Here is a 21441-nt window from a genome sequence, read left to right as displayed (position 1 = left end):
ACAACAATGAACGTCCTGCGCGCACTGCTCGTCACCATAGTTCTCCTGCTCACTCCGCTTATCCTCCTCGCTGAAGAAATCACCATCCCTCAACCACACGGCGTTGTCTCCGATTTTGCCGGTATTATCGATCAACCCACGCAGCGCAAGCTTACCAACCTGATTCGCGAGTTACGGGAAAAAACTGGAGCCGAGATTGCTGTCGTGACGGTCGAGACGACGCAACCGCTGACCACGTTCGACTATGCGGTAAAGATCGCAGAAACATGGAAACCTGGCGCCCAAGACAAGGATAACGGGGTCGTCTTTCTGGTGGCAAGCAAAGACCGCAAGATGTTCATCACCACGGGTTATGGAGTCGAGGGGATGCTTCCCGATGGCAAAGTCGGAGCGATTCAGGATCAGGAGATTGTTCCGGCTTTTCGACATGGCAACTACAGTCAAGGCATTTGGGCTGGTACTCAGGCTCTGGCGACAGAAATTGCCCACGGGTACGGTGTCACATTAACAGGAGTACCCTCGCGTCGCCGCGGAAACGAAGAGCCCATCGATCCTCTTCTGCTCTTCTTTCTCCTTATCGTTCTCTTCATTATCCTCTCGTCTTTCTCTCGCGCTCACCGCCGGCGCTATTCCCCTTATGGTGGTGGAATCTATCACAACGGTGGGTACGGCGGATGGGGATTCGGCAACGGCGGATTTGGCGGCAGTGGTGGCGGTTTTGGGGGATTCGGGGGAGGCGGTGGCGATTATGGAGGGAGTGGGAGCGACTTTGGAGGATTCGGTGGTGGTGATTTTGGCGGTGGTGGCGGCGGGCGAGATTGGTAACCAGTCGGAATTCGTGAGCGGAGTGCGCAAAGAAACAATTCGTGATCTAAACTCAGCATCTGCCGCAGTGGAAGGGAGGAGAAGGACTATGCAACCGTCATTCTTGCAAACCAAAGGACAGAACATACTGTTTACTGTTCTTGTAATATTTTGGGGCTTCACGTTGAACGGATGTGAATATAATTCGATGGTGGCCATGCAAGAGGAAGTGAAATCCGCTTGGGCGCAAGTTGACAACCAACTCAAACGACGAACTGATTTAATTCCCAATTTACTTGAGACCGTAAAAGGATACGCTGCCCACGAGAAGGGCATTTTCGAGTCAGTCGCCAATGCTCGGGCTAAGCTGATTGGTGCGGGAACTCGCGGTGAGCAAATTGAAGCAGCCAATGATGTCTCTTCGGCGCTGTCTCGTTTGCTGGCGTTATCGGAAAATTATCCCCAACTCAAAGCCGATACCCAATTCGCCCGTCTTTCAGATGAGCTGGCCGGAACCGAGAACCGAATAGCAACCGAGCGGCGTCGCTACAATGAGGCCGTGCAAGCCTATAACACCTACATCAAGAAAATCCCCGCGGTATTATATTCCGGCTGGTTGGGCTTCCAGCCTGAGAAGTATTTCGAAGTGCCGCCAGAAGAACAGAAAGTTCCACAGGTGAAGTTTTAAGCTGGATCCTCTGGGAGCGTGCTTGTCTGTGTCATTCATCTCGTGTGCAGGGAACGCCCACGCCCCCAGAAAAGATTCGCTTACTTCTCCTCCGCTACCAGCGGATAGACGATGCCCGCTAAGACTGCTCCGAGAATCGGGGCAACCCAAAAGAGCCAGAGTTGCCCAATTGCCCAGCCGCCCACAAATAGCGCTGGCCCGGTGCTTCGTGCAGGATTCACTGAGGTGTTCGTTACCGGAATACTAATCAGGTGAATGAGTGTAAGTGCCAACCCAATAGCGATCGGTGCGAATCCTGCCGGAGCGCGCCGATCTGTCGCCCCGAGGATGACGATCAGAAACATAAAGGTCAAAACCACTTCCGCGACAAAACAGGCAAAGAGTGAGTACCCACCAGGCGAGTGTTCGCCAAATCCATTCGACGCAAAACCAGCAGCAACATCAAATCCAGCCTTGCCACTAGCGATGGCAAACAATACTGCGGAAGCGATCACTGCACCAACGACCTGAGCAATAATGTACGAAACCGCCTCGCTTGAGGGGAAACGTCGAGCCGTCACCAAACCAATTGTGACGGCAGGATTCAGGTGACCGCCGGAAATATGACCAATGGCATAGGCCATGGTGAGTACCGTCAAACCAAACGCGAGCGAGACACCGTGTAAGCCGATCCCGACATTAGGAAACGCTGCTGCCAACACCGCGCTTCCACAGCCACCCAGAACCAGCCAAAACGTCCCAAGAATTTCAGCACCTATCCGTCTTCCGAGACCCATAACCGCTCCTCCTTATCTTCACGAACAAGATGTGCTTGACACTACGGTCTCCATCGCACGAAACAGCCCGTACACACGAAGCTTCTGCTAAAAAAGAGGAAGGCCTTTTGCAATGCCCTGGATCCAAAAGAAACCAATAATGGGACCGGGTCAATCCACTATACGATGTACATGAAAACAGAGAGAAAGGAAGAGAGACGGGCAAACTGTGCCCATTGTGCCAAGCCACTCACCCTTCGGCGGTCTTTCATCCTGAGATGGGAGCGTCTGTAGAACAGGAGAAACATTTCGGATCGACGGGCGCTATTGTTCCGACTGTACAGCAGCAGCCGCTGGAGCAGCAGGAGGAGCCTCAGTTGCTGGATTCTCTTCAAGCTGGCCGAAGCACACAGAATGTTATCTGATCTCTACAGTTGGTTTACCGAAGGCTTTGACACCACAGACTTACAAGAAGCTCAGGCACCTCTTGCAGCATTGAGCCATTGAGTCTTCGTCCATATGACGCCTACAGCTCGTTGCTTATTGATCATCTTGTTCTGATGGTAAGCAACACCTATTGATGACTTGCGGAAGCCTTTGGGGCGACTGATTGACGTGCAGCAAGAGCATTTTCGAGTACACTTGGCGAGTGAACGGTTGCGTGTTGCTCTTTTTCAACCGAGGCGAATCCTGTGCGTGCCCGCCACATCGAGGTCGCTGGAAAAACCCCAACCAGAATCGTCGCTACGGCGGCGACAACAATTGCCGAGGCTAATGCTGGACGTGCAGAGAGAGGCTCGATCTGTTTTTCACCGTCGTACATGTACATCGTCACAATCACACGAATGTAGTAGTACGCCGAGACGACGCTGTTGAGCACGCCAATCACAGCAAGCCAAATAAAGCCGGACTTCACGGCCGCACTGAAAACGTAAAACTTACCAGTGAACCCGACAAGCGGTGGAATACCGGTGAGCGACAACATGAAAATTGTCATGGCTAAGGCAAGCCCTGGATAACGAAAACCAAGCCCAGCATAATCGTCAAATTCCTCGTTGGGTTCACCTCTACGGCTCACAGCAACGACAACAGCAAATGCCCCCATATTCATGAGCCCGTAAGCGACGAGGTAGTACATCAACGCCGAGCCACCAGTCTCTCCTCCCGCAACTAGTGCCACCAGGAGATACCCTGCATGGGCAATACTGGAGTAGGCTAACATGCGTTTGACGTTGTTTTGTACAAGGGCGGTCACGTTACCGACGATCATCGTGACAACCGCCAACACCCAAAGAATCCACTGCCAGTATTCTTGTACTGAACCAAACGCAGCGAGGAAAACGCGAGCAAAAGCCGCGAAAGCCGCAGCTTTGACTCCTACTGCCATAAAAGCAGTAATCGTCGTCGGAGCTCCTTCATAGACGTCGGGCGTCCAGGCATGAAATGGCACTGCCGCAACTTTGAAACCGAATCCGACAATCAACAGGGCGATCCCCATGAACAGCAACGGAGAGAAATCACCGTCACTCATGTGATCGCGAATATATAAGGCAATTTTGTCGAGTTGCACGCTCCCAGTTGCGCCATAAATCAAAGCGATGCCGTACAGCAAAAACCCGCTGGCAAAAGCACCAAGCAAGAAGTATTTCAGCGCAGCTTCATTCGATTTGGTCTGATGACGAAGGATACCGGCAAGCACATAGACGGCCATCGACATGGTTTCCAAACCAAGGAAGATGACGATCAAGTCGGTCCCTGCCGCCATTAAGATCATCCCGACCGTGGCGAAAAGAATCAGTGCGTAGTATTCCCCCTGGGGAATGTCGCTCTCTTTGACATAGTGCATCGACATGGCGCAGGTCATACCCGCGGCAAAACAGAGGACAAAATTGAAAAATAGAGCGTAAGAGTCTAGTGCTAACGTACCCGCGAAGGCAGTTTCATTTCTTCCCCACAAGACAAGAGACAGGAACATAACGAGGACGACGCTGGTGATGGAAGTAAGAGGCAGATACCACTTCTGCTCCTCCTTCATCCACAGATCCCAACACAGAACCACCATTCCAGCGACCGTAAGGATTATGCAGGGAAGTACCGAGGACCAGTTTACGACAGGCAAGATCATGGGTATCACCAAAAGTGCTAAACGTTAAGGTTGTCTCGCAACCGAGATTTCAGCGTTCACAGTAGCTGTTCGCCCATCACTGCGCATTCGGTCTACCCGAAAGCGCGCGTCGTCAGCAAGCCGTTTCGCTTCTGCACGTGCCAGCGTGACGTTCACCGTTTTTTCCATGCGATCCAGGAACGGCTTAGGATAGAGCCCCATAAATAGCATCATGGCCAGCAAGGGAGCAAAAACGATCACCTCGCGACTGGAAAGGTCGGTTAACTTCTTATTTTCTTCGTTCTGTAACGGGCCAAAGATCACTCGTTGATACATCCACAGCATGTAGACGGCACCAAGCACTACTCCCGAAACCGCAACGATCATGATCAGCCAATTGAGGCCGGCTGAGGTCCCAGCCACGCCCTTCTGAATGACTGCATCAAACGCTCCCAGCATAATCAAGAACTCGCCAATGAACCCGTTCAGTCCTGGTAACCCGATCGAAGAGAACATCGTCACCAAGAAAATCGAGGCATACAACGGCACTTGCTTCCACAGACCACCATATTCACTAATCAGACGAGTGTGACGGCGCTCGTAAATGACACCAACGAGAAGGAAGAGGGCGCCGGTCGAGAGGCCGTGGTTGAGCATTTGGAAGATTGCCCCTTGCGATCCTTGCAGGTTGAAGGCGAATAAACCAAGCACGACGAAACCCATGTGGCTGACCGACGAGTATGCCACCAGCTTTTTCAGGTCAGGTTGTACCATCGCCACCAAGGCACCATAAAAGATACCAATCACCGCAAGCGCAATGAGGACATAGGCATATTCGTAGGCTGCAAAGGGGAACAGCGGAATGGCGAAACGAATGAGGCCATACGTTCCCATCTTCAGTAGCACCCCAGCAAGAATGACCGATCCACCGGTTGGTGCTTCGACGTGGGCATCTGGTAACCAGGTGTGAAATGGAAAGAGTGGGACCTTGATCGCAAAAGAGAACACAAACGCCCAGAATAACCACCGTTGCGCGGAATTACTCAGGTTTAAGTCGTGCAACTGCAGAAGATTGAATGAGAGCGCACCAGCTTGTTCGTTGTGCTGATAGGCCAGATACAAAATAGCCACCAGCATCAACAAGCTGCCAACCATTGTATAGAGTAGAAACTTAATGGCTGCGTAAATGCGTCGCTGCCCTCCCCACACGCCAACCAGGAAATACATCGGGATAAGCATGACTTCCCAAAAGACGTAAAAGAGGAACAGATCAATGGCGACAAACGCGCCGATCATGCCGGTCTCAAGCACCAAAAAGAGAAACTGATACTCTTTGACCCGCTTATGCACATCATTCCACGAGGAAAGAATCACCAACGGAACCAGGAAGGTGGTCAGAAGAACCAGGAAGAGGCTAATCCCATCAATGCCAACGTGGTATTCGATACCGAAGTCTGGAATCCACGGTACCTGCTCGACCATCTGAAATTCAGCGAGATTACCGTCAAAATTCCATAGCAACCCGAGCGATAAGACGAAGGTCAACAACGACGCACTCAGCGCGACCCACCGTGCCCCATCCTCGTGCTCTTTGCGTAACAGCAGCACAAATAGTGCTGCAACCAGAGGGGTGAAGAGAACCAGACTTACCATAAGTACACCCCCAAGAAGAGGATTACGGTCACGCCAACCAGAAACGACATGGCATAATTTTGTACGTTGCCGGTTTGTATCGTGCGAATGGCCGATCCCCAGAGTTCCATCACTCGGGCCGTACCGTTCACGGTTCCATCGATCACCTGGGTATCCACACCTTTCCAGAAACCATTGGCGAGAGAGGTCGTTGGTTTTACGAAGGCCGCATCGTATGCTTCATCGACAAACCATTTGTTCCATAACAGGTTGCGCATCCCGACTGGCTCTTCGTTCATCTTCTCGACCGCTTTCGTATTCATGCCGTACGTAACGAACGCCAACACGACACCAACGGCTCCGGCCACGGTCGGTAACCAGCGAATGAAATCTGGCACTTCGACATGACCGGCATGAAACATCGGAGATAACCAATTAAGGAGCGGGAGGTTGCCACCGAGAACTGACAATACCGCGAGAATGACCAACGGAATCACCATCGACCACGGTGACTCATGCACGTGATGGACGACATCGTGACTTGCCCGCACTTCACTGCCCCAGAAGGTGACAAAAAAGAGGCGAAACATATAAAAGGCCGTCATGCCAGCACCAATAGTCCCTACCCAATAGAGAAGTGGCTGTGCGTGCGGCCCAGCGTAGGCTTCTTCCAAGATCAAATCTTTACTGTAGTAGCCAGAGAAGTACGGTACGCCAGCAATGGCAATGCAACCGATGAGAAATGTCCAGCCAGTAAATGGCATTTTTCGCAATAACCCGCCCATTTTGCGAATGTCTTGTTCGTCACTCATGCCGTGAATCACGCTGCCAGCCCCGAGGAAAAGCAAGGCTTTGAAAAAGGCATGTGTCATGAGATGGAAAACCCCAGCTCCGTAGGCTCCGACTCCTACCCCTAAGAACATGTAACCAAGCTGGCTCACGGTTGAATATGCCAGGACTTTCTTAATGTCGGTTTGCACTAGAGCAATAGACGCGGCGAGAATCGCGGTAAAAGCAGCAACGTAGGCCACAACCGCCAGCGCCGTAGGAGACAATTCAAAGAGGAAATGTAAGCGCGCGATCATATAGACACCGGCAGTCACCATGGTCGCCGCATGGATCAGTGCGCTGACAGGGGTCGGACCGGCCATCGCGTCTGGCAGCCACACATACAGGGGAATCTGCGCTGACTTCCCCGTCGCTCCGATAAAAAGCAAGAGACAGATCGCCGTCGCAACTCCACCAGAGATAAACTCAGGATGTTCAGCAATCGCACGTTGAATTTCACTAAATGAGAGTGTCCAGACACCGTTCGCAACCAACGTCCAAAAGAGCAGGAACATGCCGAGCAGAAATCCCGCATCACCAATCCGGTTGACGATAAACGCTTTCTTGCCGGCGCTGGCTTTTTCATCGTCGGTGTACCAAAAACCAATGAGCAGGTACGAGCATAATCCCACACCTTCCCAGCCGACGAAGAGCAGGAGTAAGTTTTCTCCGAGCACCAGCAACAGCATCGAGGCAGTGAACAGGTTAAGGTAGGTAAAATAACGCGCGACATCTTCGTCATGCGCCATGTAACCAGTCGAATAGATGTGGATGAGTGCCCCTACTCCAGTGATAATGAGGATCATCACTGCGGTTAGGGCATCAACGCGCAGGGAAAAATCGACCTGAAGGTTACCAGCCGTTATCCACGGATACAGGTGATCGACCAGCGCACTTCCGGGGGGTAATCCATTGAGATGCTCAAATGCAGTCCAGGCAAACGCGAAGGCTGCGAGGATAACGCCAGGAGCAACCAGGTTCACCGCTCGTCTGCCGAACTTCGGCGCGAGGAAAATATTGAAGAGAACACCGATCAGAGGAAAGAAGACGATCCAGCGGAGGTAGGAAACGGCTTCTATCGCTTGGGCTGCTGTGTGTGCATGTTCCATGATGATTTCGTTGCTACCCGCGCATGAAATTGAGTTCGTCGGCGTTGACTGTCTCTTTGGTGCGAAAGACCATTAAGATGATAGCGAGACCAACCGCAGCCTCAGCTGCAGCTACGGCCATGACGAAAAAGACGATCAACTGTCCATCCATTGAGCCCCAATGCTGTGCCAGTGCTACGAACGACAGATTCACCGCATTGAGCATTAACTCAACCGACATAAAAATAATGATGGTATTCCGCCGCAGCAGAACTCCCATCGCGCCAATCGTGAACAAGAGTGCACTGAGAATAAGATGGTAATGAGTAGGAACCATAATTTCGCCTTCACCAGACAGGAGTCAGGAGTCAGGGGTTGGCATTTCTCTGTGAGCTTTTTCTGTTCCCCAACCCCCGACTCCCGGCCCCCTTTATGCTTGTCGTCGCGCTAACACGACTGCACCAACTGCAGCCACTAATAAGAGGACCGACGTAATCTCGAAGGGCAATACAAAGTCAGTAAACAGCCGCTCGCTCAGCGCCTGCATTGTGCCGAACCCGGCGGGCAACTCCTGCTGACTGGTTTGCAATTCCAGTTTCCCACCGCCTTTTCCTAAAAAGAAAGCAAGTTCAGCAACCATTACCAGACACAGAATGGTGGCAGACGTCTTCATCTCCGACTGTTGGTTCTCACGTGATTCGGTCTGCAGGTTCAACAACATAATAACGAACAAGAACAAGACCATGACCGCACCGGCGTAGACGATGATCTGTAACGCTCCAACCACATGCGCATTCAGGAAGAGGAAGTACACCGCGAGTAGACTCATCATGACGACGAGCGAGAGCGCACTATAGACGGGGCTGGGATGGAGAACGACAGCCATCGCTGAACCCACGAGGAGAATTGCCAGAATAATGAAAGTAAAAAGATCCATAGTGAATTTATATTTTCAGGTTCTGAGCGATGAGCAGCACCAGCGCGGTGAGCATCACATTCACCAAGGCGAGTGGCAGCAAAATCTTCCACCCCAGCGTCATGAGCTGGTCGTAGCGGAAGCGCGGCAGGGTCCAGCGAATCATAATCTGCAACCAGCAGAAGAAAAGCACTTTGATAATGAAGGCGTGGACTTGAATGATGACAACCACGATATGCGGCAGCGGCATGAACCCACCCCACGGGAAGTGGAGCCCATCCCGTTCAAGTAACGGCACTTGCCAGCCACCAAAAAACAATGTGGTAATCAGCGCTGCAACAATGAGCGATTCGAGGAAGTCGACGAGCATGAAGATCGATTGCTTTGCGCCCGAGTACTCAGTGAAGTAACCGGAAATCAACTCTGGCTCTGCCTCCGGAAGATCGAACGGCGCCCGTTTACTTTCGGCAATACCAGCGGTGAGGAAAATAAGGAACGCGAGGGGTTGATAGAAAATACCCCAGTTTGGCAATCCACCTAGAATCAACCCGCCTTGTGCACGGTTAATTTCCTGCAGGTCGAGCGTGCCATAAGTTAACACAACGCCAATGAGTGCGAGCCCCATAGCGATTTCATATGAAATCATTTGTGCCGAAGCACGAATTCCACCAAGTAACGCCCAACGATTGTTTGATGCCCACCCTGCCAGCACGACACCATACACACCGAGTGAGACCATCGCCAGAACGTACAGGATGCCAACATTGAGGCGCGCGGCCTGTAGCTCAATCTCTCGTCCGCCGATGATGAGAATATCGCCAAAGGGGATGACCATCATCGTCACCAGCGCCGGCACAAGGGCAACGATCGGTGCGAGAGTATGGAGCAGTTTATCTGCCCCAGGAGGAATAAAATCTTCTTTGGTAAACAACTTAATCGGGTCAGCGATGAGCGTGTTGACAATACCAACATTGAAAGGAAGCTTTTTTAGTTTTCCCTTGAAGAGCGGAATGTCCGAGATGCTGACTCGGTTCGCACCGACACGATCTTGCAGAACCGCACTCCCTTTACGCTCGATCCATAACAGCAGCGGCGCAATCTGCATGACCAGAGCGAACATGAAAATAACCAGGACGGCATCAATAAGAAGAGTGGTCGGATCCATAAAGTGCAATCTTCACTATTCAGCTACGTTCACTTCTGTCCTGCGAATTGATCGAGTAGCTTCACGACCCCATCTTGGGTCAAATTCTCATAATAGTCGTCGTTAATCTGCGCGACTGGAGCAGTGCCACAGGAGCCCAAGCATTCGACTTCACTGAGGGTGAATTTTTTATCTGCGGTCGTTTCCCCTAACCCAATGCCGAGTTTTTTCTCAATGCAGGCAACGATATCCTCTGCTCCCATCAACGTACATGAGAGGTTGGTACAGACCTGCACATGAAATTTGCCCACCGGCGTCTTGTTATACATGGTGTAGAACGACGCCACCGCACCCACGTAAGCCGGGGATAGTCCGAGCAGTTTGGCAACGTATTCCATTACTTCAGGGCTGAGGTAACCGAACTCCCCCTGCGCCAACCAGAAGGTCGGCAACAACGCCGCCCGCTTGTTGGGATAATGCGTGAGGATTTCTTCAAATTTCTTTTGTGTTGTGTCGGAAAACTGTACAGCCATAAGTCAATTAAAAATGCAAAATTAAAAATGCAAAATTAAAATGAAAAGACTTTTTGTCACTTTTCATTCTTCATTCTTCATTTTTAATTATTTTTACCTATCGCATTCCCCACCAATCATATTGATCATGCCGAAGGTGGTAATGATGTCTGAGATTAAACAGCCTTTGAGCATTTGCCCTAATGCTGCCATGCCAAAGAAGCAGGGAGGTCGCACGCGCACTCGATAGGGACGCCCGCTGCCATCACTGACTAAGTAGAACCCCAGCTCGCCGTTTGCTCCTTCGACCGCTTGATAGATGTCGCCTTTCGGGATGCGGACCCCTTCAATCACCAACTTGAAGTGGTTCATCAACCCTTCGATGTTGCCATAGACATCTTTCTTTTGCGGCAGCGTAATGCGCGGGTCATCGACGCGCACCGGTCCCGGACGAATCTGATCAAGGGCCTGCTCGATAATCCGCATGCTTTGGCGAATTTCTTCAAAGCGAACACTAAAACGATCGTAGTTGTCTCCCTGGGTGCCGGTCGGAACAGTAAATTCTACGCGATCATAGAATAGGTAAGGGTATGCTTTGCGCACATCATACCCCACACCACAGGCTCGTAGCAGCGGACCAGTGACTCCATACGAAACCACGTCCTCGGCTGGGATTACGCCAACGCCAGACATGCGTTCAATGAAGATACGGTTCTTTGATAGCAGTGCATCGCAATCAGCCATCACCTGGCGGATGTCAACGAACGCGCCGCGAATGCGGTCAGCAAATCCTTCGGGGAGATCCTGTGTCACCCCACCGACACGGGTATAACTCACAGTCAGCCGAGCCCCGGTCACTGCCGTAACGATGTCAAAGAGTGTTTCACGCGCTTCCAGTGCATAAAATGCGACTGACAGTGCCCCAGCTTCTGCTGCCCCCATACCTAGGCAGGTAAAATGGTCAGTCATCCGCGAGATTTCACTCATAATCATGCGGATGTACTGGCAGCGCTCGGGCACTTCGAGGTCAAGCATTTTTTCCGCTGCCAACGCAAATCCCACATTGTTGATCAATGGAGAAATGTAATTGAGGCGATCGGTGTATGGCACCACATGGTTCCAGGTGCGTTGCTCGCACATCTTCTCAAAACCACGGTGGAGATAACCGATTTCGACATCACAATTAAGGATTTTCTCGCCATCAAGCTTGAGCCAGAACTTAATTGTTCCGTGCGTCGCCGGATGGGAGGGGCCCATTTGGAGGGACATGACCTCAGAAGTTGGGTCCAACTCCATTTCGACCACGTCTGGTATCGTTGCCGTTGCTGCCATGCCATTTACCTTTTTGGCCAGGGGTTAGTAATCGGATCGCGCTCTTCGACTAGGGGTTGCCGTTTACTGACGGGATAATCTTTGCGTAAGGGATGTCCCTTGAACTCTTCGTACATGAGGATACGTCGCAAATCAGGATGATCGGTGAACTTGATACCGAACATGTCCCACACTTCGCGCTCTAACCAGTCTCCGCTTTTCCATATCGACGACACAGTGTGTGCCCACGCAGCATCTTCTGGTACGCGGATCTTTACTTGCAGTCGATGGTTCAACGAGAGGGAGTTGAGCTGATACATCAACTCGAAGCGAGGCTCTTGGCCGAGAAAGTCTGTCGCTGTCAGATCAGAAAGCTGATTAAAGGCAAAGTCAGGATGGTCTCGCAGCGTCGCAAAGATGGCGACAGCATCATCCCGATTGAGGACGATGACATCATACCCATACTGAGAATAGTGTTCTAAGATCTTACCAGGGAATGCTGCTTCGATTTTACTCAGAAGTCCCGTCTCAGGCATGTCGTTGGTTATGGGCCGAGGCTACGCTGCCTCTAGCGCCCCTTTCTTGATGATGTAGATCAACCCGACACCGAGGATCATGACAAAGATCAGCATTTCAATGAAGCCGAACATCCCGAGTTGTCTAAAGACCACTGCCCAGGGGTACATGAAGACCACCTCGACATCGAAGATGATGAACAAGATGGCAGCAAGGTAAAATTTGACGGAAAACCGTCCCCACGCAGAGCCACTCGACGGATTGCCGCACTCAAAAGGCTCATCTTTCACTGCGGTATGCTTCGACGCCCCCAGCAGCTTACTTGCGAAGGTCATGAGCGTGGCGACCCCGCCACACACCAGTAGAGCAATAACAACAGGGATGTATTGTGCCATGGAAAAAGACCGGCCCCTTTATGCCAGATGTGTTGGGAAAATCAAGGTTCCCAGCATCGCTAACAGAGGCACGGTAGCACTGTCAACGACCCTGGGCTTTTCTATGCAGAATGAAGCACGAAGAGTGAGGAAAAGAAGCGATATAGCCTGGATAAAATCCAGTGGAATCCAGGCTATAAAGAGACAGATTGCATTCGGGCTGCAGTACTCGACGACATTCTCTCATCGCCAAATCTTTTGTTGGATAGATAACGCTACCTTTCTCCTGATCTCACTCGTTGATGTTAATAACTAGAAGTTTCGTAACCTCACGACGTTCCCTTGGTCACTCTGTACAGGCTGGTCGTCCTTGGTCGTTTTGTTTTCTGGCCGAGGTACCGAGATCCGATGCACCTTGATCCCGGCCTTCTCAGCACGCCGCAGCAAATCGCGGATACCGCCAGGACCAGGTTCGCTTTCCTGCTGGTGGTCATCCCAGAGCACGATTAAAGTCACCTCTGCACTATCTTCAAATTGGTTAGCGGCCATAATGGCATACTCTAGAATCCATAGATTGTTGCGCCGCCCTACATTGTAATAAGGTTTGCTTTGCAGCCAGCGTGGTAGCCCATTGGTATCGGCAAACTCTTTGATGCGTTCCGAACTCAAGGGTGCGTCAGGGTCATCATCGCGCTGACGTGTATTACGAATCTCATAGTACACGTCACGAAATCTCTTAACCCAATGTTTTCCCGCAGGCGCAACATACTGCCCCACATATTCGTCTCGTGGCAGCGCAAGACACAAATGAGTAGGGATGCCCTCTTTACGACATGCTTCGTGAAACAGCAGATCTCCGCCATTGGCACCAGCAGCAATGCCGAACAAGATCGTGCCATTCAGTCTGTTTTCCTCTTGGATCACCTCGGCAATCACGTCACCGACTTCCTTGACACACTCTTCAGGGAAGCCTAATCGCTGGCTTTTCTCTTGCGTCCCTACACCTCCTACAGCACCCTTGTGGAAAGCAGGAACGCTGTGATTCAAGCGCAGGCTAGCGAACATCAGGGTGCGTTTCAAACCATTGGGCTGCTTGTTTGCAGACCCCTTAGAGTCCAGAACAGCAATAGCTTCTTCGACGTTTGCCTCTATCGTGCCGATCTCCCCAGGTCTACCAGCTTTACGTGCTTCACTCGCTTTGCGTCCGCGAATCCCTAAGTCGGGATAGATCGATAAGGCATTGCGTATCGACTGCTCAGCAATCTCTGGTGCAAGATGCTTCACTTCTTCATACAACCGTCTGACATATTTGGGCTGATCAGAAACAAGACAAGCCACCGCGGCTTCAAGCGAGCTAAACCACACATCAGTAATCACCCCTTCACGTCGTAAACGCTCTCGGTGTGATTCAAGCGCGAGTTCAAGCGTAGCTATAAGTTGGCGGATACGCCCTTTCCGTAACTCTAATTCACGCCCGGCATCCTCAGGTCGACGTTGGATGTTACGCCACGCACTGGGGTACTTATCGGCCAATTCAGTCTGAATAACCAGCAGAGAAAGCGCGTTGAGCCCGGCATAAGAGTTGTTGAGGTCAATCTTGAACGCTTCTTCATAGGCATCATACGCTCGCTGTAACAACGGAGAACGCAGGGCGTTCTCTTGTCGCTGTTCCAGTGTCGCCTTTTCCTCAGCAGACCACTGTCGTCCCCATGCCTCTTTGAGGTTACGTCCGTTGAGGGATCGTATTTGCGAAAGATCTGAGGCTGACAATGTACCGATGCGCGAGATTCGCGCCAAAGCCTGCTCAGAACGAGTGACATCATGGAGTCGTTGGTAAATGGTCGACAGGGTGGTATTGGCTTCTGTGTCATCCGGGTAGCGAGTGGCTATCGCTTCCCATGTCGTTTTTGCACCGGAGATAAAGTTTGACTCAAACTGGGCACGTCCGACTTCGCGTAGCCCTTCAATTTCCCAGAGAAAACCTTCACATTCGACAGCCAAGAGCCGTAAGTGGGCACTCCACTTATGGCGGCGTGCACGTTGAACTTCTTCGCGAAATTCATCAGGAACAGTAATGAAGCGGGAGCGGTCCTCGGCTACCAGTTTCGGTAGCAGCTTGAACACTGGGCTGTCAGCCTTGTACGAACTGATTGTTGCGCGCAGTGCTTTTACGAGCCTATCGACGGTTTCCTCAACTTTGCTTGCCGTCTTATCATCCTTCTTGTCCAGATCGATCACGTCATATTCAAAATAGCGATCGGTCTTTAGGTCAAAGGGGTATTCGCTGAGATTACTGCGAATCAGAAAGGTAAATTTGTCACGAAACGCTTGGCGAATACCAAGTTCATAAAACACATTCGGGTTGTAATACGAGAGATCCGCGATGACGATATCCGTCGTTAGTAACTGGTGAAACATATCTTCACGGATGTTCCCCGCCACAACCACCTCAGCTGCGGTCTCCCCGCGAATGTTGAGACGACTAAGGACCAGGCTCAGGAGTAAACGCTCGATGACGTCGAAGTTGACCTTTGCTTTCCAGAAAGAGCTACCGCCAATTTGCTCGATCCCTCTCACGATCGAGTTACAGCCCAGCTTATCTTGATTTTCTTTCAGCCGTTCGGTCAGCGCTCCCGCGGTAACGACCAATTCTTTTTCTTCGAAAGGCCGCACAATGAATGCATTTAACGGCATAGCCGATCCCCCTTTTGTCGGTAGGCTTACATCCTACAGGCGATACGTCAATACCCTAAAAGATAGATCTCTCTTGCTTACTCTGTCCGATCTTTCTGTAACCCTTTCGCGAGTGGCGAAAATCTGCCAAGCTCCGCACGAGGACATCTGTTCTCGGACGTAACAATAGGGGGGATAAATATGACAGCACCAGCCTGGGTGCCGACGCTGTTTCGTGCGCTCGACGCTTTTGATGCGAATACCTTTGCCAGCTTTTTAACTGACGATGCCATCTTTGTCTTTGGCAACGCTGAGCCATTAAAGGGTAAGCAAACGATTCGTGATGGCGTCGCGCAGTTCTTTGCAAGTATCAAAGCGATTCGTCATGACCTGGTCGAGAGCTGGACGGTTCCCGATGCAATCATTTGTCGAGGGATCGTGACCTACACGCGTCACAGTGGATCGCAACTGAAAGTTCCGTTCGCTAATGTCTTTAAGCTGCAGAACGAACGTATCCAGGGGTATCTGATTTATATCGACAACACCCAGTTGTATACACAGCCGTAAGAAAGTACTCAGCGGTCAGCACTCAGCGCTCAGCCAGATGAAAGAGACGTGGTAAGTCTTGCTCTATTTCGCGGATTGTTGAGGGAGGAAGGCAGATCTTTGGTGGAGCTGACTGCTGACCGCCATATTTTATAAGGAGGACAACATGAAACTTGGCATTGAAATGTTTGCAACGGAGTATGCGACCCGACCAGATGATTTGGCCCGTGAATGCGAGGCACGTGGATTTGAGTCGGTGTGGTTTCCTGAACACACCCACATTCCCACTAGTCGACGGACACCCTTTCCAGGAGGCGGGGAACTACCAAAGGAATATTCGCATACCCACGATCTTTTTGTCGCCTTGATGGCCGCGGCTGGGGCCACAAAAACGATCAAGCTCGGCAGTGGCATCTGTCTGGCAATGGAACGTGACCCAATCACGATGGCGAAAGAAGTCGCGTCAGTTGATCTCCTGTCCAATGGACGTTTGATCTTTGGTATCGGTGGCGGCTGGAACGCCGAAGAAATGGCAAATCATGGTACTCCGTTCAAGAAGCGTTGGAAGATCCTCCGTGAGCGGATCGAAGCGATGAAACTGATCTGGACGAAAGACGAAGCCGAATATCACGGTGAGTTTGTTAACTTCGACCCGATCTGGTGCTATCCCAAGCCGGCGCAAAAGCCTTACCCTCCGATTCTGCTCGGCTCCAATACCGACCAAGGGCTCGGACGCGTTGTGCAATACTGTAATGGTTGGCTTCCCAATGCCCGCTACTTCCAAAAAATCCCTGGGATGGTGAAAGAGCTGCGCAGTCGTGCCGCGCAAGCCGGTCGTCGCACAGAAGACTTTCCCATCTCAATTCTCGGCGCGCAAGGCAATGAAGCAATGCTCCAGCAATGCCGCGATATGGGTGCAGAACGGGCAATCTTCTTTGTGCCACCTGCACCACGAGAGACAGTACTGCCGTTACTAGATCAGTATGCCGCCTTCATTCCGAAGGTAGCGTGAGACAAGCCCTCGGGGCAGGTCTTGGCTGACAGTTCTTCCGAGCTTATGTGCCAGTAGCACTGAAGAAAGCTGCAATTCAGCACCTGCTCCAATTTACTTGCCATTTCTTCCCGCCTCCGTTTCCCCGATTCGTTCAGTCAGGAACTTTACGGTTTCGCGGCATTTCCAGCTCCAGCCTGGCGCAGCTCGTTCACCGCAAAACCATACTCAGCAAAGGCTTTCCGTCCGTTCTCTCTCACCCATTCGAGATGCGTAACTCCGTCAACACGATTCCCCATCAGCATGAGGTCAAGGCCAACATATGTCCGTGCTTCGGTTTTCTTATCGACATCATTCGCCGCGGCAAGCAGGTCTTGTATCGTCATCTCGCGTCGCAAATAACGGATAATCGGATACGGCCACTTCAACGTGTCACACTTGCTGGCTCCTTCATCAAGGATCAAGCGTGCTTCAGTGTCACGCTTCGCCCAGCGGTCACTAAAGTGAGCAAATAACACCATGTACTGATCCCGGGCATTTTCGTCTTTCCAACCCTTGATCTTCAGGTACGCCCGTGCATCGGCGGCCGCTTCACCACGACGCAGCGACATATGAGCCAAAGCACGATTATAGTAAGCCCCAAGGTAGTTTTGATCGACCCGCAGCGCTTCATCATAGTCTTTGATGGCTCGTTCGGCCTGGCCAAGATCATTGTAGGCATTGCCGCGATTGAAGTATGCCTCAGCAAACTGCGAGTTCAGACCAAGTGCAGCATCGAAATCTTTGAGCGCACGTTCGTACTGGGCAAGCTCATTGAATGCCTCACCTCGCTTATTATAGGCCTCCACATACCGTGGATTTAGACGTAAGGCTTTATCAAACTCTGGAATGGCATTATTGTGCTGTCCTTGCTGGAGGAGCCGTAGGCCCTTCTCATAGGCCTCGCTTGCAGCGTCTCCCCACGCCGACGGAACGTTGACGAGAACAATGGCGAGATACACACCAACCCATACGAACTTATGATACACTTTCATGAAACACCCTCTTTTCGAGTCGGATAAAAGAAAAAGGATAACCGTCTTTCTGCAGGATAGGGAACTTGTTTGCTCCGCTGATTCCATCTATCCGTTGAACAGCACCTTTCTGTAACAGGAGGTTCGACCGTGTTTATCGTTACTAACCGTATCCCCGTCGCCGCTGGCCATGAGGCCGAATTTGAAGATCGTTTCCGTCATCGTGCTCATCTTATTGACCGATCACCAGGATTCATCAAGAACCTGGTCTTACGCCCTGTGCAACGCCGCTTCAACCACCAGACTGGGCAATGGGAAGAAAAAGCTGAGCAAGGCTATTATCTGGTGCAAACATATTGGGAAAGTGAGCAAGCGTTTTGGGATTGGACCAAGAGTGAATCCTTCCGTATCGCTCATAGCAATCGCCCCCCGGCAGAAATGTTCGCTGGTCCCAATGTCCTTGAGATTCATGAAGTGATTTTGAACACTGAGAAAAAAGAGGCATAAATGCACGAGCGCATTGTTGACCATTTTCGTTCGATTGCACCCCAAGTCGAGTTCTGCTCGCTCCGACTGGTCCATGCCCGTTCGGAGTATCTGTCTGTCCGACAACACGTACTGCAGCCCGTCGCCGCCTCAGAAGACATGGGGGCAATGATCACAGTAATTGATAAAGGCGGTATAGGATACGCCGCCACGAGTGATCTGACGACGACAGGGCTGCGCCGTGCAGCTGAGCATGCGCGCTCGTGGGCCCATGCGAATGCCGGGCGCTGCGTTGTTGACTTCTCCAAGGTCCCCCTCCCCCATCCCACTGGAGAATACACGAGCCCAGTACAGAAAGCCTGGGACACGATCTCTCTTGCCGACAAAATCGATTTGCTCCGCGCGGAAAATACTCGCTTAAAAACTGACGAGCGAATCGTCGATTGGGATGCTTCCCTCTGGTATACAGAGAGTGATACGGTTTTTGCCACGGCAGATAACGGCCTCGTGCAACAGCAATTCCGTTACCTTGTCCCCATGCTCAGTGCCACCGCCAACGCAGGAGCAGAAACGCAAAGCCGCACCTTTGCTGGCCGTGGTTATTGCCGTCAGGGTGGTTTAGAAATTCTCGATCAGAGCGGATTTTTTACTGCTGCCCCACGTATTGCCGAGGAAGCACTCCAACTCTTGCTCGCTCCCAATTGCCCTTCAGGAACGATGGACGTCCTGCTCGCTCCGGATCAAATGATCTTGCAGATTCATGAGTCGATTGGTCATCCATTAGAGCTGGACCGCATCCTTGGCGATGAACGCAATTACGCTGGGACCAGTTTTGTAACCCCAGATATGTTCGGATCGTATCGCTACGGCTCGGACCACCTCAATATTACCTTCGACCCTACCCGCGCTGAAGAATTTGCGAGCTATGGCTTTGATGATGATGGACATCCGGCGCAACGTGAATACCTCATCCGCGACGGAATTCTTCTACGCGGCTTAGGAGGTATTACCTCACAAACACGGACGGGACTGTCCGGTGTCGCCAATGCCCGCGCTGCCAGTTGGAACCGTCCACCGATTGACCGCATGGCCAACCTCAACTTGGAACCTGGTACGATGCCCTTTGCCGATATGGTCGCGGCGATTGAGAACGGCATCTACATGCAAACAAACTGTTCGTGGTCGATCGATGATTCCCGCAACAAGTTTCAGTTTGGCTGTGAATGGGGACAACGTATCGAGAACGGCAAGCTCACGACTGTGGTCAAAAACCCCAACTATCGTGGCGTTTCGGCGACCTTCTGGCGCAGTCTGAAAGCCGCCGGGGCACTGGACACAGTCGAAGTGCTAGGGTCACCATATTGCGGCAAAGGCGAACCGAATCAAGTTATTCGTGTCGGTCATGCCTCACCGCCGTGTCTGTTCACCGGTGTAGAAGTGTTCGGAGGAGAATAACATCATGCAAGAGTACTTCTATCACCTTGCCGATCATCTCACATCGCTGCTGCACGCGGATGAGATCTACACCTGTAGTTTTTCCGCCGAAGATTCAGACTTCGTGCGTTTTAACCGCAGCGTCGTTCGTCAAGCAGGAACAGTCTCGCAGCGTTATCTCGCCCTCGACTTGATCAAAGGACACCGCCACAGTGAAGGAACAGTCGCACTATCAGGCGATGTTGACCTCGACCGAGAACGAGTTGCACACGTCCTGACATCGGCACGTGAAAAGCTTCCCTATTTGCCCGACGATCCCCATCTGCTGTATGCCACGGAAGTGCGCTCGACCGAACATCACGGGAAGAATCAACTGCCCGAGGATAGTAGTGCCATTGTTGCGACGATTCTTGAAGCCGGACGTGGACGCGACCTGGTCGGCATCTACGCGGCAGGAGGAATTCACAACGGGTTTGCTAATTCGTTTGGCCAACGCAACTGGTTTTCCAGTTACAGCTACAACTTTGACTGGAGCTTTTACCTGCAGGGCGATAAGGCAGTAAAAACTGGCTATGCTGGATTTGTCTGGGATCCAGCCGCGTTCGCCCAAAAAGTTGTGTTAGCCAGCGAGGAACTGGCGGTCTTGGCACGACCAGCACGAACGATTGCCCCAGGTCGCTACCGTGTGTATCTGGCACCTACCGCACTGGCGGAAATTATCGGCTTATTGAGCTGGGGCGGGTTTGGCCTCAAAGATCACCGCACCAAACAAACAACTTTACTCAAGATGGTCGAAGGCAATGCTCGCCTCCATCCGATGGTCAGCGTGGTTGAGAATACACAAGATGGGGTAGCGCCGAATTTTCAAGATGCCGGGTTCTTGAAACCAAACGGTGTTGGGTTGATTGAGAATGGCGTATTCCGTAACTGTCTTGTTTCTCCGCGATCAGCGAAAGAATATAGCGTACCGACCAATGGCGCTAGCGACGGAGAAATGCCGGAGTCTATTGATGTCGCTGCTGGAAAGCTTCCTTCACTAGATGTGTTGAAAACACTTGATACCGGCATTTACATTAACAACCTGTGGTATCTGAATTACTCCGATCGTCCAGCGTGTCGCATTACTGGCATGACCCGCTTTGCCACGTTTTGGGTGGAAGACGGTGAGATTCACGCGCCACTCAACGTTATGCGCTTCGATGAAACGCTCTACCGCATGTTAGGCGACAATCTCGAAGGGCTCACGGCAGAGCGCGATCTTATTCTCGACTCGGGGACCTATGGCTCACGCTCAACCGGCAGTAGCCGCATGCCAGGCGCATTGATGAGCGACTTTACGTTTACATTGTAGCCCTGGTTAACGGACACGGCACACGGTTGCCGACCAACGCTATTTTCTACATAAAAACCCATTGGACGGAAAGTGCTTCACCTCCTAGGATGGCAAATGGATAAAGTTTGTCAGTGCCTACGGAGGTGAAGCGATGGACGGGGAACATCTTCGCATAAGCAAGCGGGAGCGCCAAGCGTTGCTCGAGCAATATCGGAAAGGCGCCAATGAGCGCGTGCGCTTACGCGCCCACCTCCTCTTATTATTAGCGGACGGCTATTCGTGGGCGATGATTG

At 51.7% G+C, this 21441-nt stretch carries 20 protein-coding genes; 7 read left to right on the top strand and 13 right to left on the bottom strand.

Features of this window, described 5'->3' with window-relative positions; genetic code table 11:
- Positions 1-6 precede the first annotated feature (6 nt).
- Both FJ147_11850 and FJ147_11845 read left to right on the top strand, forming a co-directional pair.
- Entirely contained in the window at positions 7-825 is an 819-nt protein-coding gene (locus FJ147_11850) for a TPM domain-containing protein (GenBank protein ID MBM4256573.1), read from the top strand.
- An 88-nt stretch (positions 826-913) separates the two neighbouring features.
- A complete protein-coding gene (locus FJ147_11845) occupies positions 914-1492 on the top strand; it encodes a LemA family protein (protein MBM4256572.1) in 579 nt (192 codons plus the stop codon).
- 80 nt (positions 1493-1572) lie between these two features.
- Here the strand turns inward: FJ147_11845 and aqpZ are convergent, their stop codons facing one another.
- The 12 genes from aqpZ to FJ147_11785 all read right to left on the bottom strand — a co-directional run bounded on the left by aqpZ (position 1573) and on the right by FJ147_11785 (position 15366).
- A complete protein-coding gene (aqpZ, locus tag FJ147_11840; GenBank protein MBM4256571.1) occupies positions 1573-2268 on the bottom strand; it encodes an aquaporin Z in 696 nt (231 codons plus the stop codon).
- A 553-nt stretch (positions 2269-2821) separates the two neighbouring features.
- The gene (locus FJ147_11835; protein ID MBM4256570.1) at positions 2822-4372 is read right to left on the bottom strand and encodes an NADH-quinone oxidoreductase subunit N; all 1551 of its coding nucleotides are present in this window, start codon (positions 4370-4372) and stop codon (positions 2822-2824) included.
- 24 nt (positions 4373-4396) lie between these two features.
- Positions 4397-6004, bottom strand: coding sequence for an NADH-quinone oxidoreductase subunit M (locus tag FJ147_11830; protein ID MBM4256569.1), 1608 nt, complete (start codon positions 6002-6004; stop codon positions 4397-4399).
- Complete coding sequence (gene nuoL / locus FJ147_11825; GenBank protein ID MBM4256568.1) at positions 5998-7920, bottom strand: NADH-quinone oxidoreductase subunit L; 1923 nt, start codon at positions 7918-7920, stop codon at positions 5998-6000. The genes FJ147_11830 and nuoL overlap by 7 nt, the downstream gene beginning before the upstream one ends.
- A gap of 13 nt (positions 7921-7933) precedes the next feature.
- Entirely contained in the window at positions 7934-8236 is a 303-nt protein-coding gene (gene nuoK / locus FJ147_11820) for an NADH-quinone oxidoreductase subunit NuoK (protein ID MBM4256567.1), read from the bottom strand.
- 93 nt (positions 8237-8329) lie between these two features.
- Positions 8330-8836, bottom strand: a complete 507-nt coding sequence (locus FJ147_11815; protein ID MBM4256566.1) for an NADH-quinone oxidoreductase subunit J — start codon at positions 8834-8836, stop codon at positions 8330-8332.
- 7 nt (positions 8837-8843) lie between these two features.
- Positions 8844-9980 (bottom strand): NADH-quinone oxidoreductase subunit H, encoded by a 1137-nt coding sequence (locus FJ147_11810; GenBank protein ID MBM4256565.1) that lies wholly within the window; start codon positions 9978-9980, stop codon positions 8844-8846.
- Positions 9981-10009: 29 nt separating this feature from the next.
- Positions 10010-10492 (bottom strand): NADH-quinone oxidoreductase subunit NuoE, encoded by a 483-nt coding sequence (gene nuoE / locus FJ147_11805; protein ID MBM4256564.1) that lies wholly within the window; start codon positions 10490-10492, stop codon positions 10010-10012.
- A gap of 93 nt (positions 10493-10585) precedes the next feature.
- The gene (locus FJ147_11800; GenBank protein MBM4256563.1) at positions 10586-11776 is read right to left on the bottom strand and encodes an NADH-quinone oxidoreductase subunit D; all 1191 of its coding nucleotides are present in this window, start codon (positions 11774-11776) and stop codon (positions 10586-10588) included.
- Positions 11777-11808: 32 nt separating this feature from the next.
- Complete coding sequence (locus tag FJ147_11795) at positions 11809-12318, bottom strand: NADH-quinone oxidoreductase subunit C (protein MBM4256562.1); 510 nt, start codon at positions 12316-12318, stop codon at positions 11809-11811.
- A 21-nt stretch (positions 12319-12339) separates the two neighbouring features.
- A complete protein-coding gene (locus FJ147_11790; GenBank protein MBM4256561.1) occupies positions 12340-12693 on the bottom strand; it encodes an NADH-quinone oxidoreductase subunit A in 354 nt (117 codons plus the stop codon).
- A 291-nt stretch (positions 12694-12984) separates the two neighbouring features.
- Complete coding sequence (locus tag FJ147_11785) at positions 12985-15366, bottom strand: hypothetical protein (protein MBM4256560.1); 2382 nt, start codon at positions 15364-15366, stop codon at positions 12985-12987.
- A 180-nt stretch (positions 15367-15546) separates the two neighbouring features.
- On the opposite strand from FJ147_11785, the gene FJ147_11780 reads away from it, so the two are divergent.
- Complete coding sequence (locus tag FJ147_11780) at positions 15547-15912, top strand: nuclear transport factor 2 family protein (protein MBM4256559.1); 366 nt, start codon at positions 15547-15549, stop codon at positions 15910-15912.
- A 145-nt stretch (positions 15913-16057) separates the two neighbouring features.
- Positions 16058-16903 (top strand): LLM class F420-dependent oxidoreductase, encoded by an 846-nt coding sequence (locus tag FJ147_11775; protein MBM4256558.1) that lies wholly within the window; start codon positions 16058-16060, stop codon positions 16901-16903.
- A 146-nt stretch (positions 16904-17049) separates the two neighbouring features.
- On the opposite strand, the gene FJ147_11770 is transcribed toward FJ147_11775, so the two are convergent.
- Positions 17050-18003: a tetratricopeptide repeat protein gene (locus FJ147_11770; protein ID MBM4256557.1), complete on the bottom strand. Its 954-nt coding sequence runs from the start codon at positions 18001-18003 to the stop codon at positions 17050-17052.
- A 42-nt stretch (positions 18004-18045) separates the two neighbouring features.
- On the opposite strand from FJ147_11770, the gene FJ147_11765 reads away from it, so the two are divergent.
- The 3 genes from FJ147_11765 to FJ147_11755 are packed head-to-tail and all read left to right on the top strand — an operon-like array spanning position 18046 to position 21166.
- Complete coding sequence (locus tag FJ147_11765; protein MBM4256556.1) at positions 18046-18402, top strand: antibiotic biosynthesis monooxygenase; 357 nt, start codon at positions 18046-18048, stop codon at positions 18400-18402.
- The gene (locus tag FJ147_11760; protein ID MBM4256555.1) at positions 18403-19836 is read left to right on the top strand and encodes a TldD/PmbA family protein; all 1434 of its coding nucleotides are present in this window, start codon (positions 18403-18405) and stop codon (positions 19834-19836) included.
- A 4-nt stretch (positions 19837-19840) separates the two neighbouring features.
- The gene (locus FJ147_11755; protein ID MBM4256554.1) at positions 19841-21166 is read left to right on the top strand and encodes a TldE/PmbA family protein; all 1326 of its coding nucleotides are present in this window, start codon (positions 19841-19843) and stop codon (positions 21164-21166) included.
- Positions 21167-21441: the final 275 nt, after the last annotated feature.

The sequence above is a fragment of the Deltaproteobacteria bacterium genome, from assembly GCA_016874775.1.
Lineage (GTDB): Bacteria > Desulfobacterota > Binatia > Bin18 > Bin18 > VGTJ01.
This window is presented reverse-complemented; position numbering and strand designations above follow the sequence as displayed.

What these genes read in the sequence shown, in the direction of transcription:
- FJ147_11850 (MBM4256573.1), top strand. Translation starts at nt 7, where the DNA reads ATGAACGTCCTGCGCGCACTGCTCGTCACCATAGTTCTCCTGCTCACT.
- FJ147_11845 (MBM4256572.1), top strand. Translation starts at nt 914, where the DNA reads ATGCAACCGTCATTCTTGCAAACCAAAGGACAGAACATACTGTTTACT.
- aqpZ (MBM4256571.1), bottom strand. Translation starts at nt 2,268, where the DNA reads ATGGGTCTCGGAAGACGGATAGGTGCTGAAATTCTTGGGACGTTTTGG.
- FJ147_11835 (MBM4256570.1), bottom strand. Translation starts at nt 4,372, where the DNA reads ATGATCTTGCCTGTCGTAAACTGGTCCTCGGTACTTCCCTGCATAATC.
- FJ147_11830 (MBM4256569.1), bottom strand. Translation starts at nt 6,004, where the DNA reads ATGGTAAGTCTGGTTCTCTTCACCCCTCTGGTTGCAGCACTATTTGTG.
- nuoL (MBM4256568.1), bottom strand. Translation starts at nt 7,920, where the DNA reads ATGGAACATGCACACACAGCAGCCCAAGCGATAGAAGCCGTTTCCTAC.
- nuoK (MBM4256567.1), bottom strand. Translation starts at nt 8,236, where the DNA reads ATGGTTCCTACTCATTACCATCTTATTCTCAGTGCACTCTTGTTCACG.
- FJ147_11815 (MBM4256566.1), bottom strand. Translation starts at nt 8,836, where the DNA reads ATGGATCTTTTTACTTTCATTATTCTGGCAATTCTCCTCGTGGGTTCA.
- FJ147_11810 (MBM4256565.1), bottom strand. Translation starts at nt 9,980, where the DNA reads ATGGATCCGACCACTCTTCTTATTGATGCCGTCCTGGTTATTTTCATG.
- nuoE (MBM4256564.1), bottom strand. Translation starts at nt 10,492, where the DNA reads ATGGCTGTACAGTTTTCCGACACAACACAAAAGAAATTTGAAGAAATC.
- FJ147_11795 (MBM4256562.1), bottom strand. Translation starts at nt 12,318, where the DNA reads ATGCCTGAGACGGGACTTCTGAGTAAAATCGAAGCAGCATTCCCTGGT.
- FJ147_11790 (MBM4256561.1), bottom strand. Translation starts at nt 12,693, where the DNA reads ATGGCACAATACATCCCTGTTGTTATTGCTCTACTGGTGTGTGGCGGG.
- FJ147_11785 (MBM4256560.1), bottom strand. Translation starts at nt 15,366, where the DNA reads ATGCCGTTAAATGCATTCATTGTGCGGCCTTTCGAAGAAAAAGAATTG.
- FJ147_11780 (MBM4256559.1), top strand. Translation starts at nt 15,547, where the DNA reads ATGACAGCACCAGCCTGGGTGCCGACGCTGTTTCGTGCGCTCGACGCT.
- FJ147_11775 (MBM4256558.1), top strand. Translation starts at nt 16,058, where the DNA reads ATGAAACTTGGCATTGAAATGTTTGCAACGGAGTATGCGACCCGACCA.
- FJ147_11770 (MBM4256557.1), bottom strand. Translation starts at nt 18,003, where the DNA reads ATGGAATCAGCGGAGCAAACAAGTTCCCTATCCTGCAGAAAGACGGTT.
- FJ147_11760 (MBM4256555.1), top strand. Translation starts at nt 18,403, where the DNA reads ATGCACGAGCGCATTGTTGACCATTTTCGTTCGATTGCACCCCAAGTC.
- FJ147_11755 (MBM4256554.1), top strand. Translation starts at nt 19,841, where the DNA reads ATGCAAGAGTACTTCTATCACCTTGCCGATCATCTCACATCGCTGCTG.